This is a genomic window from Bacillus sp. LJBV19, assembly GCF_017797845.1.
Classification (GTDB): Bacteria; Bacillota; Bacilli; order Bacillales; family Bacillaceae; genus Bacillus; species Bacillus velezensis.
This window is the reverse complement of sequence record NZ_CP072563.1, coordinates 1,363,061-1,380,718: the sequence shown is the minus strand read 5'-3', so window position 1 is coordinate 1,380,718 and position 17,658 is coordinate 1,363,061. Positions and strand designations below refer to the sequence as shown.

Sequence of the window (17,658 nt, the reverse complement as noted above, 5' to 3'; positions counted from 1 at the left end):
CTTTAGGGTAAGGAGCGTGTTTATGGATATATTTAAAAATCGCAATTTTGTTCGTCTCTTTTTCGCAGCACTCGCTTCTCAAATGGGAACGACTGTAGGTAATATGGCTTTCGCTTTTTACTTGCTGGACCATTTTTCAAATCAGCCGGCATACACGACTTTGGCTGAGCTGATGTATTCACTGCCGACAGTTTTCGTATTTCTGATTGTCGGTGTCGCAGCTGACCGGCTTGACAGGAAAAAGGTCGCAGAGAATTGTGACTGGATCAGAGCCGGACTGACGATCGTATTGTTTGCCGCACTATACACCGGGAGCATCCCTCTCGTGTTCTGTATTTTGTTCATCAGAAGCGCCGTGACCAAGTTCTTTTTCCCGGCGGAAGCCAGCCTTGTACAAGCTATTCTGCCTAAGGAGCATTACGCGAAAGCGGCGGGACTTAACCAGATCCTGTTCAGCATCTTCATGGTATTCGGCGTCGGTATAGGCGCGTTTATGTATAAAACGATCGGTATTCACGGAGCCATTATCCTTGATTTTGTCAGCTTTATTGTATCAGGCTTTCTGATCCGCGCCTGCCGCATTCCGAAAGAAGCCCGTCAGCCGAACGGCCCTTTTAAATGGGGAGATTCGTTCCTGAAAGACTCGGTCGCTGATTTTAAGGAAGGGATCGTATATATTGTTAAAAACAAATTGCTTGCTTCCCTTATTTTCGGCTTTTTTATCTTTGGTTTTGTCAACGGCGGCTTTGCCGTACTGCCGATGTTTACGATGAAATACGGACTTGCGCCTGATCATTACGAATCACATACTTCCATCTTCACCGTCGCACTCGGCTTCGGCCTGCTTGCAGGAAGTGTGATCGGAACGATGATCGCGAAAAAAGTCAAACCGCATCATTTGATGTCGATTCCTATTTTGGCAGCCGGACTGCTCATTTTTGTCCTCGGCTATACGGATAAGCTGTGGATTTATTATGCGGCGGCTTTCGTCCTCGGCATGTGCATCGGCCCTGTCAATATCGCCATCGGCGGCTGGATGCCGAAAATTGTTCATCCGAAAATAATGGGCCGGGTCAGCGGCTGGCAGGACCCTTTTATGATGTTTGCCCAATCGATTACACTCGGACTGGTTGCCCTGTTATTTCCGAAATTCGTTTCCAATATTGATTACCTTTATTACGGCATGGGAATCGTGATTTTAGCGGTATTTGTGTTCTATTTTATCGCTCTTCCGAAATACAGCGCCGAGGCAGCAGAGGTCGATGTGCAGCAATCATTAAAGGCTGATTCCGAAAAACATGCGAATCCTGTCTAATAAAGGAAAAAGATGCGCCCTTTTCATCAGAAAAAGGCGTATTTTTATAATCAATATTTGCATTTCAACGCTAAAAAAGTATAATCTATATATGAACTTGATCAATGCAAAGGAGAGAAATAATGGACGACCACGCTTATTCGAAAGAGCTGCAGCCAACCATCGAGAATCTTTCAAAAGCTGTTTATACTGTGAACCGCCATGCAAAAACCGCCCCCAACCCTAAATACCTTTATCTGCTGAAAAAACGGGCATTACAAAAGCTTGTGAAAGAAGGCAAAGGGAAAAAAATAGGGCTTCACTTTTCAAATAATCCCAGGTTTAGCCAACAGCAGTCAGACGTACTTATCTCTATCGGAGACTACTATTTTCACATGCCTCCAACAAAAGAAGACTTCCAGCATCTTCCGCATTTAGGTACGTTAAATCAATCGTACCGCAATCCTAAAGCACAAATGTCTTTGACAAAAGCGAAAAACGTATTGCAAAAATATGTGGGCTTAAAGGAAAAACCGCTTGCCGCCAACAGGCAGCAGCCCGCTTATCATAAACCCGTATTTAAAAAACTTGGTGAGAGTTATTTTTAATTCCGCCGCAAAAAAGCCGATGCGTCATGCATCGGCTTTTTTCTATTCAATCACGTACGTATCCACTTTTTTAATGAGCTCGCTGATTTCAGGCTTGCTGATCTGTTCATCCGCTCCGACTACTTCGCCCCGGTGGCGCAGGTCGTCCGTAATCAGGGACGAGAAAATCATAATCGGCACATCAGAGCTTTGCGGGTTATCCTTAAGGAGCTTCGTCAAACGATGCCCGTCCATTTTCGGCATCTCAATGTCACTGATAATCATGTCAATATGGTCTGACAGGTTTTCTCCGTTATCCGTCAGTTCCACGACGTAATCATACGCTTCTTTTCCGTTTTCAAACGTAACGATTTCACTGTACCCCGCCTCAGTCAGCTCATCCGTCAAAAGACGCATCAGAAGCGGCGAATCTTCAACGATGATCAGTTTTTTACCCGCCCGTCTTTCATCAAATCCTTCCTGATGGACATGATAAGTCTCAACTCCCGATGCCGATTCAATATCGTAAATGATCTTTTCATAATCAGGCAGAAAGATCATCGTGTCTTCCAGTTTGATGATTCCCGTTAAATGCCGCTCCATGCCCTGGTTCAGGGAAGTCGGCTTTTCAATCGCCTCCCAGGACACCCTGTGGATTTGTGAAACGGAACCGACGTGAAAGACGATTTTCCGTTTGTTGAATTCCGTTACGATATATTTATCGTCTTTTGCTCCTTCGGCATCAACGCCGAAAAAGGAATACAGACTGATGACGGGAAGAATTTCGCCTCTCAGCTTAATCATCCCTTCTACGTCTTTATGAGACTGAGGCACAGATGTGACATCTACCGGCTGAATGATTTCCCGGACTTTCATCACATTTATGCCAAATGTATTGACGCCTACTTCAAATTTGACGATTTCTAATTCGTTTGTGCCTGAATCCAATAAAATATCGTATTGTTGTAAAGACAATTCAATCCCTCGCTATCCGCATTCAGTATTGTACTGTATATATCGGCTGTAAACGGAAAAAGTGAATGTATTCGGTCCAACTGGCCAAAAACTCTTTATAAAAAAATGCTTTTTTCTGATATCCCATTGACTTTTTGACATCGAGTGGTAAAATAGTCAAGGATTTTTCAGGAAGAAGGGTGTAATAAATGGGTACAGTAGTCATATTCGACCAAGATCAAATGACGGTGTTAGAAGATATCAGCAAAACGGCTTACCTGCAAATGAAAAAAGAGGCGAAAGAGCGTCCCGACAAGCCCGCTCCATACATCTTATGGCGGGAAGACGTCAGCTTTGAATACGGGTATTAATGACATTCGCCACATATCACAATAGATAGATCATGATACAATGAAGACAATCATTTCAGCTGGTTGTCTTATTTTTTTCTGAAAGAAGGTATGTTTTCACATATCGGACATATACTCGGGATAGTTCAATAAAAAGATGACAAATGCTCAGCTAGTGGTAAAATAGGATAAACTCAATATATAGTATAAGGTGATGAATTATGGAACATTTGCTTAATCCGAATGTAAAAGAAATTGAAATTTCAGGAATTCGCAAATTCTCAAATCTTGTAGCTCAGCACGACAATGTCATTTCGCTTACGATCGGTCAGCCGGATTTCTTCACGCCGCACCATGTCAAAGCGGCTGCCAAAAAGGCAATCGACGAGAACGCAACGGCGTATACTCCGAACGCGGGCGGACTTGAGCTGAGACAGGCCGTACAGCTTTATATGAAGAAAAAAGCTGACTTGAATTATGAAGCTGAAACTGAAATCATCGTCACAACCGGAGCAAGCCAAGCGATTGACGCGTCTTTGCGGACGATTTTATCTCCGGGCGATGAAGTTATTCTCCCCGGACCGATATATCCGGGCTACGAACCGATCATCCGCATGTCGGGCGCCGTTCCGGTCCATGTGGATACGACGACACACGGATTTAAGCTGACGGCGCGGCTCATTGAAGAATCGCTGACACCAAAAACAAAATGCGTCATTCTTCCTTATCCGTCAAATCCGACCGGAGTGACATTGTCTGAGGAAGAGCTGCAAAACATCGCAGCCGTCCTGAAGGGCAGAAATGTTTTTGTCCTTTCTGATGAAATTTACAGCGAATTAACCTATGACAGACCGCATTATTCGATCGCGTCTTATTTGAGAGACCAGACGATCGTCATCAACGGCCTGTCAAAATCACACAGCATGACGGGCTGGAGAATCGGTTTCATTTTCGCACCGAAAGAAATTGCCAAGCACATCTTAAAAGTTCACCAATACAGTGTGACATGCGCGTCTTCAATCTCTCAGAAAGCGGCTCTTGAAGCGGTGACAAACGGTGTTGATGATGCGCTTATTATGAGAGAACAGTATAAAAAGCGGCTTGACTATGTATATGACCGTCTTGTTTCAATGGGGCTTGACGTCGTAAAGCCGTCAGGCGCATTTTATATCTTCCCTTCCATTAAGTCATTCGGAATGTCATCGTTTGATTTTAGTATGGCTCTTTTAGAGGATGCAGGTGTGGCTCTAGTGCCCGGCAGCTCGTTTTCAAAATTGGGTGAAGGGTATGTGAGGCTGTCATTCGCATATTCACTGGATACATTGAGAGAAGGCTTGGACCGGCTGGAAGCATTTATTTTAAAAACGAGAGAATCCATGCAGACTATTTAAACAACGGCATAACGCCGTTGTTTTTTATTGTTTCGGGAATGTAATATGAAAGGCCGTGCCTCTATCCGGTTTGCTGTCTACTTGGATAGCTCCCTGGTGGTTTTTAATAAGGTTGAATGTGACCATCAGCCCCAGGCCGGTTCCTTTTTCTTTCGTTGTCAAAAACGGTTCGCCTATTCGTTTCAGCACGTTTTCCGGTATCCCGTCACCCTCGTCTTTCACCGTCACATTAACGGAATACTCATCTTCTGTCATAAGAATGTGAACCGTTCCCCCATCCGGCATCGACTCAACGGCATTTTTAATCAGATTGATAAACACCTGTTTCAGCTGATTTTGATCACCGTTAATATACATGCTGTCATGTTCATAATCCGTTTTGATAAAAATTCCTTTCAGATTTGCCTGCGTCTCTAAAAGAGCGGTCACTTCACTTATAATTTTCTTTAAGTTTACACGCTCTTTCACGGCGTTTTGCTGAGGTTTGGCAAGCATTAAAAGCTCACTTAAAATTAATTCGATTCTGCTCAGTTCAGAAAACACAATTTCAAAGTAATGTTCGTTTTCCTCCATCGTCGGCTTCATGAGCTGTAAAAATCCTTTGATCGCCGTCAGCGGATTGCGGATTTCGTGAGCGATTCCCGCCGCCAGCTGCCCTGCGATAGACAGCTTTTCCGACTTCAGCATTAATTCCTCCGTCTGCTTCCGCTCAGAAATGTCACGCAGAATGACCTGCACGGCCGTTTCTCCGAAAAACGTCGTCGGAATGCAGACCATTTCCGTGTAGATCAGCCGGTTTTTAAAGGTAAACCACGATTGCTTAATAATTTCTGACTCGGTCTTTCGGTTGATAATATTTTGGATCCGCTGTTTCACGCCGTCATGATCACAGGGATGAAGCTGATCATAGACGTTTTTCCCGATTAAATCTTCATATGTTTCAGCCTCAAACAGCGAAATGCCCGACTCATTCATGAATACCCATTTATCATTGTGAATCACGGCGATCGTATCAATTGAATTCTGAATGAGGAGCTGATAACGCTCTCTGCTTTTTTGCAGAATCGTTTGGAATTTTTTTCGTGAAGAAATATCAATCAGAAGCAGCAATTCCGCCCGCTGATTTTTATATGTCGTCGGTGCCGCCTTTACTTCTAAATGAACGGGCGTGCCGTCGAGCCTTCTCCACGTCTGTTCGATCATTCCGACTTCCATTCCTTTTTGCATCCGCACAATTCGGTTTTTCACAATGTCGTGATACTCTTCTTCAATAAACTCATAAGAGCGCCTGCCGATTACCTCGTCTTTGCTTTCGGCTCCCAGCATGGCAAGCATCGCGTTGTTGGCGTATGCGATTGTGCCGTTGATGCTGACATATAAAGGATTCGGCAGCATTTCGACAAGACGCTCGAATTCGCCGTTTCCAGCCGCATCTTCCGACTGTTGTTCTGCCTTTTGCTTCTTTTGTTCATACATATAAGGCCGGCGGGGCGTCTTCTCTTCAAGCACCTTGATTTTGAGGATGATTTCCCGATCCGTCCCCTCCATTTGCGGTGTGACAATTTCCACACCCGCTTCAAGCCATACGATGGTATGATCTTTTTTAATAAGACGAAAGGTGCAAGGCATCAAATGATGCTCATTATAGAAGTAACTTTCAACCAAAAATTGATCTTCTTCATGCAGGAACGTTTTGAGAAATGATCCGATCATCTCTTCCTGAGAATAACTGAAGTACGATTTGCAGTTTGCAGAAATATACATAATACGCCCGTTAGACGTCAAAACGGCATGAAGATCGGTTTTCGATTGAAACTGTTTGACATGCTGAGTATCCTGTTCCACAGAATCCCTCCTTTGCATTATACTCGCACTGCAGGCTGGACACGGACTGATATAAAAAGAAATTCCACTAGATTGATTCGCTAAAAAATGAGCATTCTCCTTCTATTCTTATTGTGAACGTCAATTTTCCTGAATGAAAGAAAGGGCGCACGAGATGTTCGGCCGCCCTTTCTTTTGTTATTTTTTATTGTATTTCTTTTCAAGCTCTTTGTAAGCGTCAATTGCTCCTTTGGCAATGTTTTTACTTACATGATCTTTATCATCTCGAACAGACGGAACGACGACGCTGAATGCCACTCGTGGATGTTCTGATGGATAATAGCCGACAAAGGTCAGGTTATACGTGTCTTTCCCCCACCAGTTTTTGTTCGTGCCGTAATAGTGCGTCTGCGCGGTTCCCGTTTTACCGGAAACATCGGCGCCGGACCCCTGGAATGTTGAATAAGCCGTTCCTTGAGGTGAGCTTGTAACCAATTTCATCCCTTTATGAACTTGGTCAAAATCGCTCGGACTGTTATTTACTTTGTTCAAAATTTTAATATCTCGCTGTTCAATCGCTTTTCCAATCTTGTTTTTGCTGTCCGGTTCATGAATGCTTGTGACGATCCGCGGCTGGACGCGATACCCGCCGTTTGCGATGGCTGAAATATATTGAGCCATTTGAAGCGGCGTATACGTATCAAACTGTCCGATCGCAAAGTCAAGCAGCAATCCCCCGACCATTTGCGGATTTGACTGCATGCCCGCTGATTCCTGCGGAAGATCAATCCCGGTCTTCACACCCAAGCCAAATTGGGCGTAATAGTTGCGCATTTTCTTAATATCGTCTAATCCGGCCGGCAGCGTGCCGTGCGGGACGTAGGTAATGCCCGCGATATGCATGGCCACATGAAACATATATACGTTTGAACTTCTTTGCAGCGCGGTCAGCTCAGTAATGGCTCCCATTTGTGTCCACGATTGTTTTTTCGTGTCGCCTTTAAATACAAGCGGCGCATCGACAAACGTTTTATAATGCGGGAGGCCGCTTTGGTAACCTGCGAGAACAGTCGCTCCTTTAACAGAAGAGCCCATCTCATATTGGGTCGTAAATGCTCCGATCGCAAAATCCTGTGTTTTATTTGTTTCGAGATCGATTCGTTTCCCCGCCATTGAGAGAATGTCCCCGTTGTTCGGGTCCATCATGACGGCAAATCCTCTGTCAACCATATAGTTACCTGCGGCTCGGCTTCTTCTCAGCTCTTTTTCAATGACTTTTTCGACTTTCGACTGTAGTTCCATATCGAGCGAGAGCTGCAGATCGTAGCCTCTGCTGCCTTCATCGACGGGCTTTTGGCTGACGACCTCACCTTTGCTGTTTTCCACATACTCTACTTTTTCTTTATGCGCGTTTAAATAGTCTTCATACTGATATTCGATGTAGCTTTTTCCCACTCGGTCATTCAGTGAATAGCCTCTTGTGACATAGTAATCTTTCCGTTCGCCCAACAATCCCTGTTCCGGTGTCGTCACACCGCCGAACAGAGAGTACAGTGTTTTGTCGTACGGATATTTCCGCGTCCAGTCATTGATTACGTCAATGCCGGGGAGCTCTTTCAGGTGCTCGGATACGACGGAAACTTCTTCATATGTCAGGTCGCTTTTCGGTTTTTGCTTGTTGTTGTCATGCTCGTCAAGCAGTGAACCGCTGTTTCCGTTTCCGTTCAGCTTATTCGGGTCCATTGATTTGACGACTTGCGGCTGATAGGCGTTGCCGCTTGAAAAACGCGTATAAATCGCCGCGATTTCCAGCTCTTTTTTATTTTGTTTGATCGCATCAATCTCTTGCTTCGGGACGCGTTCAATCTGGCGTTTGTATACTTCTTGCGGCTTCAGGCTGTTTTCTGAATCCTTCATAAGCTTTTCCGCCTTCTTCGGATGTGCCGCAAGCCAGTAATCAATGATATTTCGATCCTTCATAAATTCAGTATCAATATGAATCAGTGCGGCGAGATTTTTTGCCGTTTTCAATTTGTCCTTTGCCGAGGTTTTTGAGGTGGATACATATACAATTTCGGGCACGGCCTGGTTATCAACCGCCACTCTGTTCCGCTTGTCATACATCTTTCCCCGCGGTGTCGGATAATAGGCGGTTTTTGCGTTTGCCTTCTCCGCATCCTGGCGGTGTTTATCCCCTTCGACAATCTGGACGATGCCGAGTTTAAAAATCAGTGCCGTAAAGAGAAGAAAAACAATCAAAAAATAGAGATTCATTCTCAGCGCTCTGTAACGTTTCGTTTTTTTCTTTGGTTCGCGCGCGACTTCAGCCACTTTCTGTTACACCTCTCAAATCATTGAATATATTTACATAAACAGATTTTAATTGTAACATTTTTGTAAAAGTTGTTACAGCGAAAACGGGTAAAAAAAACTGTCAAGATCAAATTATCTTAAAATATATCTAACACTTCAAATAATTTGAAGAGATGTAACGGATTTTAAAAAATAAATACAGATCGTTTTTCCTGATATAAGGCCATTTTTCTGTGCTCAATTACAATTATGACAAACGTTTGTTGTCAAAGGAAATGGCTGCCTGCATTATGACAAAAAAGCTGTGATAAGATTTTTCATGTAGAAAAAAACAACTTCTCTGGGAGGCTATAAACTTATGAAAAAAGCATTTCTCTTATCTGCCGCCGCGGCAGTCAGTTTGATTACATTCGGAGGCATTCAGCAGGCATCTGCCAAAGAGCTGTCATGCCAGCACGTCGTTACTGTGAAAAAAGGAAACACTGTACAGCATCTGACTCTTCAAGAGGCTGTTGAAAAACTACATATGAAAACGAGCGTGAAAAAGCTGAACGTTAAAAATGAGAAAGAACTGACTCAGCTGCTGCAAAAACACGCAAAGCATTCTGATTTGACAGTTAAAGACGTTCAAAAAGAAACACCGGCAAAAACGGCTCCGACAGCTGCCGAAAAACCGAAAGCCGATCAAAACCAGACGGCTGACAATGCAAAACAGACAGATAACACAAACAACAGCAGCGAGAAAACTCCTTCTTCTGTCAGTGCGTACGAAAAGAAAGTCGTTGAATTGACAAATGCAGAGAGACAAAAGCAAGGCTTAAAACCTCTGCAGATTGATGAAAAATTAAGCAAATCAGCTCACGCAAAATCACAAGATATGAAAGACAAAAACTATTTCGATCACCAAAGTCCTACTTACGGCTCACCGTTTGATATGATGAAGTCTTTCGGAATCACTTATAAAACCGCCGGTGAAAATATCGCCAAAGGACAGCCGACTCCTGAAGCTGTCGTTAAAGCTTGGATGAACAGTGAAGGCCACAGAAAGAACATCATGAATCCTGAGTTCACTCAAATCGGTGTCGGTTACGTAGAATCAGGAAACATCTGGACACAGCAATTCATCGGAAAATAAATAATAAAAAAGTGGCTGAGACGGCACAAAAAGTGCTCAAAACCGGTGAACTCGGAGACGGCAAAATCTTTATTTACGAAGTTCCCAACACAATCAACATCCGTACGAGCGAAGAAGAGCCTGACACTTTATAAATTTATAAACTTTTTAAGCTCCCGGCACAGAGGTGTCGGGAGCTTTTTTGTAAAATCTTAAACGTGATGATTAAATTGGTTTTGCTCAGCCTTTCACTTCTTTAGTAATACTTTATTTAATAAAAAGTAGAATTTACCTATTTTCTGTTTAATTTTTCAAAATTTAGTAATATATTGAATGGGTTTCTAAATGAATGGAGAGAGGAAGTTTAAATTGAAAAAAATTGTAATGACACTATTCACAGTTGCTCTATTGACATTCGGGATTTTCTCAAACAGTTCAGAAGCGTTAGCCATGACTTCAAAAGGAGCAATTAAATTCCAAACAGATGCTAATACTTACTCAAAACACGCTACTTCTATTGTCGTAACAGGTACTGTGCCTTCAAAATATGAGGTAAACTGGGGTGTTACAGTTTTTCTTGAAAATAAAAAAGGAGATATAGTCAAATATATAGTTGTTAATAGACATAATGTTCGCAATTTTAAAGTAAGCTTTTTGACGAAAAATATTCCAGCAGGCAAGTATGATGTGCAAGTAGCATTGACCTGGGGAACTCAAACCCATATAGGAGAACTGAAACACTATATTACTGTACAGCATTAAAATTCATATTGCTAACAAATGGATTTAACGTTGATTTTATCTGGAATTCTCAAAAAACAACATGTAATGATAAAATCTCTGGATCGAGGATGTTTTCGTAAATCTCTTGGATTTTTTACGATACATCCTCTTTTATTTTTCAGTTTTGCTAGAAGGTTAATCTATAAAATTTCAATTTCGGATGCCAAATTATTTGGTTTGAATTGCGGGAATACGAACTCGATTTATTGCTATGTACATTTGGGTTACTCGAATTCATAGTTGAATCAAACATGATACATCCTACTGTTGGAAAGTTGTATTAATCCTAATCATTATTCGGAAATCCCCCTTTTGATTTATAATAGACAGTCTGCATCAAACAAGGGGGATTCCAAACAGTAGAATATTATAAACGGATACACATTAATACATTATCCTGCCAAGTTCCTGTCTTCATTAAGGCCCTAAGAATACAAGATTTGCAGATCATTGTTTATAAAACATTACCAACAATACCGTAAGTATTCGCTTCCTCAGCATCCATAAAATAGTCGCGTTCGGGCAATCTTTTTTATTTCACCCAAAGCTTATAAATGCTTTGAGTTCCGCTGTTTTCTTCACCTTGCGCGGAAAGCTTGTCGTATAATGATTTGGCGAGCGCCAATCCGGGCATCTCTTCTCCCATGAGCTCCGCTTCTTCAAGAGCAATTCCCATGTCTTTAATAAAGTGTTTCACGTAGAATCCTGGTGCAAAATCGCCTTTCAGCATACGGGGGGCGAGATTTGACAATGACCAGCTTCCGGCAGCTCCGGTTGTAATGCTTTTCAGCACTTGTTCCGGGTTCAGACCGGATTTTTCAGCGTAAGCCATCGCTTCAGCCACTCCGACCATTCCCGCTGCAATCGCGATCTGGTTGCACATTTTCGTATGCTGGCCGCTGCCAGCCGGTCCTTGATACTGAATGTTTTCCCCCATAACGGAGAAAAGCGGCAGGCATGCTTCAAACGCTTCTTTTTCTCCTCCGGCCATAATGGCAAGCGTTCCGTTCCTCGCGCCGATGTCTCCGCCGGAAACGGGTGCATCCAGGGCGTGAATGGACTTTTCTTTGGCCTGCTCCGCAATCTTTTTCGCCAGAGACGGTTTTGATGTCGTCATATCAATGACAAACGTCCCTTCTTTTGCGTGCCGGAGAATGCCGTTTTCGCCGAGATAGATTTCCTCGACATCACTCGGATAGCCGACCATGGTAATAATGATGTCTGCTTTCTCTGAAAGGTCTTTGACCGTCTCCTGCCAGACCGCTCCCTTATTCAGAATCTCTTCCGCTTTTTGTTTCGTCCGCGTGTAGACTAAAACGGGATAGCCCGCTTCTAAAATGTGCGATGCCATACTGTTTCCCATGACGCCCAAACCGATAAATCCGACCGTTTTGTTCACTGCGCTTTCCTCCCCTGATGCGATTCATATATCACTCTTTCATGTCTATATTACCATATTATAGGCTGATAGAGTCCGCGTTACAAGGTGAATTTAGAAATAGCGCTGATCAGATCTTCGCTTGCGCTCTTTAACATATCAGTCGATTGCTTCACTTTTTCAAGCGTAACGAGCTGTTCATCAGTAGAAGCATTCACTTCTTCCGCCGCTGCCGCTGATTCTTGAGAAATGGCGGAGATGCTTTGAATCGCTTCTTGAATCGCGGCTTGTTCTTCACTCATTTTTTGAATGTCATTGTAAATATGATCTATACCTTGAACGAGAGACTGCATTTCCGTCGTAATCAGATTGAGAACCTCACCCGTTTCATGAATGGCGCTGTTTTGTTCATCATTCATTCTGCTTGCCTCAATCATCGCGTGTGACGCTTCTTTTGTCTCAGATTGAATCAGACGGACCGTCTCACTGATATGGCCGGAAGAAAGAGCTGATTGTTCAGCAAGCTTGCGGACTTCTTCAGCGACGACGGCAAAGCCTCGTCCGCTTTCTCCCGCTCTAGCGGCTTCAATACTCGCATTCAGCGCCAAGAGATTCGTCTGGTCTGAAATGGCGGATATTGCCGTCACGACTTCTTCTATGTTTTTCGTTTGTTCTTCCAGGTCATTCAGCATTGCCTCTACTTTTTTCGTTTCTGAATTGGCTTCGTTTGACTTCATCAGCAGCTGCCCGAGCGCGTCCAGTCCTTTGTAGCTGGCATCCTCTGAAGATTTTGAGAGTTGTTTTATGCTGCCCGCGCGATCTGCGATTCCTTTTATTTTGACTGAGAGATTTTCTGATTTTTCGTTGATCGTCTCAACCTCTGACGCTTGCTCTGTCGCTCCGGCGGCGACTTCCTCTATCGCTTTTGCGATTTGTCCGCTCGTTTCATTTGTTTCTTGTGAAATGACGGTTAGCTGGTCAGATGTATCAGACACATTTTCTGAGGAGGCCTTAACCTGTTCGACCATCTCTTTCATATTTTCAACCATTTGATTAAAGTCTTTTGTTAACTCGCCTACTTCATCTTTTGATTTCGTCTGGGCGCGGACGGTTAAATCTCCGGCTGAGACTGAATTTGTTTTGGCGATCAGCTGCTGAATCGGCCCGGTTATCGTTTTTGCTAGTAAATAGCTGAGTCCGATCGTAATCACAAGGGCGATCAGTGACATAAAAATGCTCACCGTGTTCATTTTGTCGGCTACTCCCATCAGCTGATCTTTTTCAAACTGCGTTCCGACTTTCCACCCTGTTTCTTTTACCGTTTGGTAGACGACCATGTTCCCCTGCAGCTCTTTGATGCCTTCTTTGTCCGTAGTGATGTCTTTTAACGTCTGATCTTCCGAAATATTTTTCCCCTGTTTTTCCGGATGCGCCAGCAGAGAACCGTTTTCATCCGCCAAAAACGCAAATCCTTTATATGGAACCTTTTGCTCGTTGACCATGCTCTGAATGGAGGACAGCTTCAGATCTAAGCTCGCCACTCCGACGACGGTTCCGCTGTTTTGAATAGCTTTTGACGCCGTCACAATCATGTCTCCCGTCACTGCATCTTTATAAGGATCAGTCCAGACAACTTTATCGGGTTTTTCGGCCGCCATCTTATACCACGTTCTATTTGTCGGATCATAGTCTTTGGCAAATTCGGCCTTTGGATATGTAAACATTTGTTTGTTTGCGGTTCCGACATACGCAAGCGCGACATATTTGTCATTCCGTCCGATCTGTTTTAACTCATCGTTAAAAAGCCGCGCGGTTTCTTTCTTCCCATCTGATAGAAAAGACCGGGACAATTCACCGTCTGCTAATCTCATTAATACGGTCTCATCATTTTTCAGCTGAAGCTCAATGTTCTGACCGAGTGAATTGGTGACATTCTCTGTCGTACGTTTTGCTTCCTCCGTCATCATCGGCTTTAATGTCAAATATGAAGAAACCGTTAAAAAAACAACCGTTACGATAAGCATTACCGATACAAACACAGCAATTTTGATGTGCATTTTTTTAAACATAACCATCCCCTCCTGAGAGTTATATCGGTCTTTCGGCCAAGAAAATGAATAAACCTTGAAATAAATATCAAAAATTTCCGCCATTTGGCGCAGCAAAAAAAGAGCCGTCATGCCGACAGCTCCGCCTTACGTAAAATATTCGATTTTCGCTTTCGGGAAATAGGTTTCGATATAAGACTCCAGTGTTTCCCTTAAAGCATGCTCTTCGTCTTTTTGGTATATATACTTGCCGATTCCGTAGCGTCCCCATTTGTATCTGCGCTTTTCTTCATCAAGCTCAAGCTTTGTTTTCGGATAGTTCTTCTCAATCACCCGTTTGGCCGGTTTTGTAAAACGGTGCTGGATCAGTTCAAATGTGATGTCATGCCGAACGTCTTCATCAAGCGCCGCGTCAAGTTTCTCAAACAGTTCCTTATAGCCTTCCTCCCAGCCATCGTGAATATAAATCGGCGCCACGATGAAACCGAGCGGATAGCCCGCTTTAGCGACTTTGACGGCGGCTTCTATCCGTTTGTCGAGCGGAGAAGTTCCCGGTTCAAAGTTTTTAATGACATAGTCCGCATTGATGCTGAATCTGAACCTAGTCTTTCCGTTATGTTTTGCATCAAGCAAATGATCGACGTGGTGAAATTTAGTCACGAATCTGAGCTGTCCCAATTCGCTTTGTCCGAAATGTTCAATGGCTCTTTTTAATGTATGTGTCAGATGATCAATTCCTACGATATCAGATGTACAAGAGGCTTCAAATCTTGTAAATTCCGGCGCCCGTTCTTTCATATACTCATCAGCCTGATCCAGAATCTCTTCCACATTGACATATGTCCGGATGTAAGGTTTTGATCCCATCGTCGTCTGCAGGTAGCAATAGTGACAATGCCCCATACAGCCCGTCGCAAATGGAATGGCATATTCGGCGGACGGCTTTGAAGAATCGAATTTCAGTGTTTTCCGGACGCCGATTACCAATGTTGATTTCGCGTTCCGGTATTGCTGCAAGTGATTTTTTCCCGGAATATTCCGGACTTGATTATGCGATGTCGTTTCTCTGATCTCAAGCCCCATGTTTTCAAACTTATTTTTCAGCTCTTGTCCTAACGGGTATTCGAGCGCTCTCGGTTCTATATAAACAAGCTGGGGAACAAACGGCTTCAGCATAGACAGACACTCCCTTTACATATTCTCATGTTGTTACTTTCCGTCCAAAAGAGAGTGAATATGCGTTGTAAACATTTCCTTTGATCAATGATACCGGTCTTCTTCAAAAAGCTCGCTGTAAAGCGCTTCCGCTTCCTCATATGTCGAAAAGACCGCGTCATCTTCGGCCAGCGGATGATAGGTTTCGTATAAAAACAGAGAAAGTTCTCCCTCATGATACGGGTGATGGACGATCTCCGCCTCTTTAATATGGGCAACATTGGCGGCATGCGGATTGCGGTAAATCACATAGACCGTATCCCCCGCTGCAAATGATTTTGTCATAATAATCCCTCCTGTTGAAAGTTATTGTTCCCCCCTTTTTTCCGAATATGAAAAAAACCAGACGGCTTACACCGTCTGGCTTTTGTATTACTTATTGAATGTTTCTTTAACGAATGCGACAACCTCTTCTGTCGTGCTCATAGACAAGATTGTTTCTTTGAATGATTCAGCTTCTTTTTTAGAAAGCTTGCTGATCTGCGTTCTTGCCGGAAGGATGGATGTAGCGCTCATTGAGAACTCATCTAAGCCTAAGCCGAGAAGAATCGGAATCGCAATTTCGTCTCCCGCCATTTCTCCGCACATGCCGACCCATTTGCCCTCTTTGTGAGCAGCTTCAATAACAAGGGTGACCAGACGAAGGATCGCCGGATTGTATGGCTGATACAGATAAGCTACGCGCTCGTTCATGCGGTCAGCAGCCATCGTGTATTGGATCAAGTCATTTGTTCCGATACTGAAGAAGTCAACTTCTGCGGCAAACTGATCTGCGATAACGGCTGTAGACGGAATCTCTACCATCATACCGACTTCAATATCGTCAGAAACCGCTACGCCGGCTTCAACGAGTTTTTCTTTTTCTTCGAGAAGAATCGCTTTCGCCTGTTTAAACTCGTTTACTGTCGCAATCATCGGGAACATGATTTTTAAGTTTCCGTATGTACTTGCACGAAGCAGCGCACGAAGCTGAGTTCTGAAGATTTCTTGCTCTTCAAGGCAAAGGCGGATGGCTCTGTAGCCTAAGAACGGGTTCATTTCTTTAGGGAGCTGCAGGTATGGAAGCTCTTTGTCGCCGCCGATATCCAATGTCCGCACGACAACTGATTTTCCTTCCATACGCTCAAGAACCGTTTTATAAGCGTCAAACTGCTCGTCTTCCGTCGGAAGCTGGTCGCGTCCCATGTAAAGGAATTCCGTACGGTAAAGCCCTACAGCTTCTCCTCCGTTTTCAAGAACGCCTTTTACATCGTCAGGTGTGCCGATATTTGCGGCAAGCTCTACATGATGGCCGTCTTTAGAAACAGTCGGTTCATTTACGAGCTTCGCCCACTCAGCTTTTTGCGCCAGGTAAGCACTGTGCTTTTCTTCATATTTCTTTAACGTTTCACTGGAAGGATCGATGATCACATCACCATCGATGCCGTCTACGATTACCGTAACACCGTTTTCAATTGTCCCTGTAGCCGCTTTTGTGCCGACAACAGCCGGAATTTCAAGCGAACGGGCCATGATCGCGGAGTGTGAAGTGCGTCCGCCGATATCAGTTGTAAAACCTTTTACAAACTGGCGGTTTAATTGCGCCGTATCAGACGGTGTTAAATCTTCAGCCACGATAACAACCTCTTCTGAGATCATGCTCGGGTTCGGAATTTCCACGCCCAGCAGGTGCCCCGTCACACGTTTTGTTACGTCACGGATATCCGCCGCACGCTCTTTCATGTACTCGTTATCCATTGATTCAAACATAGTAACGAACATGGAAGCTGTTTCTTTCAGAGCGAATTCAGCATTGACTGAATCGGTGCTGATTTTCTCCTTTACCGGGTTCAACAGCTCAGGATCACTCAGAACTAAAAGGTGCGCGGAGAAAATGTCAGCTTTGTCTTGTCCCAGTTCTTTTAAAGCATGCTCTTTAATTTTTTCAAGCTCTTCTTTAGAACGTACAATCGCTTCATCAAAACGGCTTACTTCAGCCGCAGCATCAGCAATGTTTTTCTTTTCAACCGTTAAGTCCGGCTCTTCAAGCCGGTATGCTTTCGCAATCGCAATTCCGGCTGAAGCGCCTATTCCTTTTAATTCTTGCATTACTCGCCGAGTCCTTCGCTTTTCATTGTTTCTTCTAAAGCGTTAAGAGCATCGTTTTCGTCAGCGCCTGAAGCGGAAATTGTGATTTCAGCGCCTTTAGCGATACCTAGAGACATAACGCCCATGATTGACTTAAGGTTTACTGTTTTGCCGTTATATTCTAAGTTTACGTCAGCATCGTATTTGCTTGCAGTCTGTACAAGAACTGTCGCAGGACGAGCGTGGATTCCGGAATCTGCTGTTACTTTAAATGTTTTTTGTGCCATGATTATCATTCTCCTTTAAATTAAAGCTATTTTACTACACAATATTATATCAT

Annotated in this window: 15 protein-coding genes and 2 pseudogenes; 7 read left to right on the top strand and 10 right to left on the bottom strand. The window is 43.7% G+C overall.

Annotation, left to right across the window (positions count from 1 at the left end):
* The first annotated feature begins 22 nt into the window (after positions 1-22).
* Together J6600_RS07090 and J6600_RS07085 are read left to right on the top strand one after the other, a co-directional pair.
* Positions 23-1,315: an MFS transporter gene (locus J6600_RS07090; RefSeq protein ID WP_014417606.1), complete on the top strand. Its 1,293-nt coding sequence runs from the start codon at positions 23-25 to the stop codon at positions 1,313-1,315.
* Between the two features lie 122 nt (positions 1,316-1,437).
* A complete protein-coding gene (locus J6600_RS07085; RefSeq protein WP_003154622.1) occupies positions 1,438-1,902 on the top strand; it encodes a YkyB family protein in 465 nt (154 codons plus the stop codon).
* A gap of 42 nt (positions 1,903-1,944) precedes the next feature.
* On the opposite strand, the gene cheV is transcribed toward J6600_RS07085, so the two are convergent.
* Positions 1,945-2,856 carry a chemotaxis protein CheV gene (gene cheV / locus J6600_RS07080; RefSeq protein ID WP_014417604.1) on the bottom strand — a complete coding sequence of 304 codons (912 nt, stop codon included), beginning with the start codon at positions 2,854-2,856 and terminating at the stop codon, positions 1,945-1,947.
* A gap of 188 nt (positions 2,857-3,044) precedes the next feature.
* Here cheV and J6600_RS07075 point away from each other — a divergent pair, with 188 nt between their 5' ends.
* Both J6600_RS07075 and J6600_RS07070 read left to right on the top strand, forming a co-directional pair.
* Positions 3,045-3,206 (top strand): hypothetical protein, encoded by a 162-nt coding sequence (locus J6600_RS07075; protein ID WP_007409608.1) that lies wholly within the window; start codon positions 3,045-3,047, stop codon positions 3,204-3,206.
* Positions 3,207-3,406: 200 nt separating this feature from the next.
* Positions 3,407-4,620 (top strand): annotated as a pseudogene (locus tag J6600_RS07070) (aminotransferase A).
* Here J6600_RS07070 and J6600_RS07065 read toward each other — a convergent pair.
* Together J6600_RS07065 and J6600_RS07060 are read right to left on the bottom strand one after the other, a co-directional pair.
* Positions 4,601-6,421: a PAS domain-containing protein gene (locus tag J6600_RS07065; protein WP_021493759.1), complete on the bottom strand. Its 1,821-nt coding sequence runs from the start codon at positions 6,419-6,421 to the stop codon at positions 4,601-4,603. The pseudogene J6600_RS07070 and the gene J6600_RS07065 overlap by 20 nt on opposite strands.
* A 177-nt stretch (positions 6,422-6,598) precedes the next feature.
* Positions 6,599-8,731 carry a peptidoglycan D,D-transpeptidase FtsI family protein gene (locus J6600_RS07060; RefSeq protein WP_209388180.1) on the bottom strand — a complete coding sequence of 711 codons (2,133 nt, stop codon included), beginning with the start codon at positions 8,729-8,731 and terminating at the stop codon, positions 6,599-6,601.
* Positions 8,732-9,071: 340 nt separating this feature from the next.
* Between J6600_RS07060 and J6600_RS07055 the strand changes: the two genes are divergently transcribed.
* From J6600_RS07055 to J6600_RS07045, 3 genes and pseudogenes are all read left to right on the top strand, one after another.
* Positions 9,072-9,848 (top strand): CAP domain-containing protein, encoded by a 777-nt coding sequence (locus J6600_RS07055; protein WP_209388179.1) that lies wholly within the window; start codon positions 9,072-9,074, stop codon positions 9,846-9,848.
* Positions 9,849-9,859: 11 nt separating this feature from the next.
* A pseudogene (locus J6600_RS07050) lies at positions 9,860-9,982 on the top strand (P-II family nitrogen regulator); the annotation flags it as partial.
* 214 nt (positions 9,983-10,196) lie between these two features.
* On the top strand, positions 10,197-10,589 hold the full coding sequence (locus J6600_RS07045) for a hypothetical protein (protein WP_079891065.1): 393 nt from the start codon (positions 10,197-10,199) through the stop codon (positions 10,587-10,589).
* A 475-nt stretch (positions 10,590-11,064) separates the two neighbouring features.
* Here the strand turns inward: J6600_RS07045 and J6600_RS19810 are convergent, their stop codons facing one another.
* The 7 genes from J6600_RS19810 to J6600_RS07010 form a co-directional block, all read right to left on the bottom strand.
* Positions 11,065-11,136, bottom strand: coding sequence for an ATP-dependent Clp protease proteolytic subunit (locus tag J6600_RS19810; protein ID WP_481748178.1), 72 nt, complete (start codon positions 11,134-11,136; stop codon positions 11,065-11,067).
* Positions 11,137-11,142: 6 nt separating this feature from the next.
* Entirely contained in the window at positions 11,143-12,009 is an 867-nt protein-coding gene (locus tag J6600_RS07035) for an NAD(P)-dependent oxidoreductase (protein ID WP_043021224.1), read from the bottom strand.
* 80 nt (positions 12,010-12,089) lie between these two features.
* A complete protein-coding gene (locus tag J6600_RS07030) occupies positions 12,090-14,057 on the bottom strand; it encodes a methyl-accepting chemotaxis protein (protein WP_209388178.1) in 1,968 nt (655 codons plus the stop codon).
* A gap of 126 nt (positions 14,058-14,183) precedes the next feature.
* Positions 14,184-15,212: a spore photoproduct lyase gene (gene splB / locus J6600_RS07025; protein WP_003154644.1), complete on the bottom strand. Its 1,029-nt coding sequence runs from the start codon at positions 15,210-15,212 to the stop codon at positions 14,184-14,186.
* Between the two features lie 84 nt (positions 15,213-15,296).
* Complete coding sequence (splA, locus tag J6600_RS07020; RefSeq protein WP_003154646.1) at positions 15,297-15,536, bottom strand: splAB operon transcriptional regulator SplA; 240 nt, start codon at positions 15,534-15,536, stop codon at positions 15,297-15,299.
* Between the two features lie 87 nt (positions 15,537-15,623).
* Positions 15,624-17,339, bottom strand: coding sequence for a phosphoenolpyruvate--protein phosphotransferase (gene ptsP / locus J6600_RS07015; protein ID WP_159354085.1), 1,716 nt, complete (start codon positions 17,337-17,339; stop codon positions 15,624-15,626).
* A complete protein-coding gene (locus J6600_RS07010; RefSeq protein WP_003154654.1) occupies positions 17,339-17,605 on the bottom strand; it encodes a phosphocarrier protein HPr in 267 nt (88 codons plus the stop codon). The genes ptsP and J6600_RS07010 overlap by 1 nt, the downstream gene beginning before the upstream one ends.
* Positions 17,606-17,658: the final 53 nt, after the last annotated feature.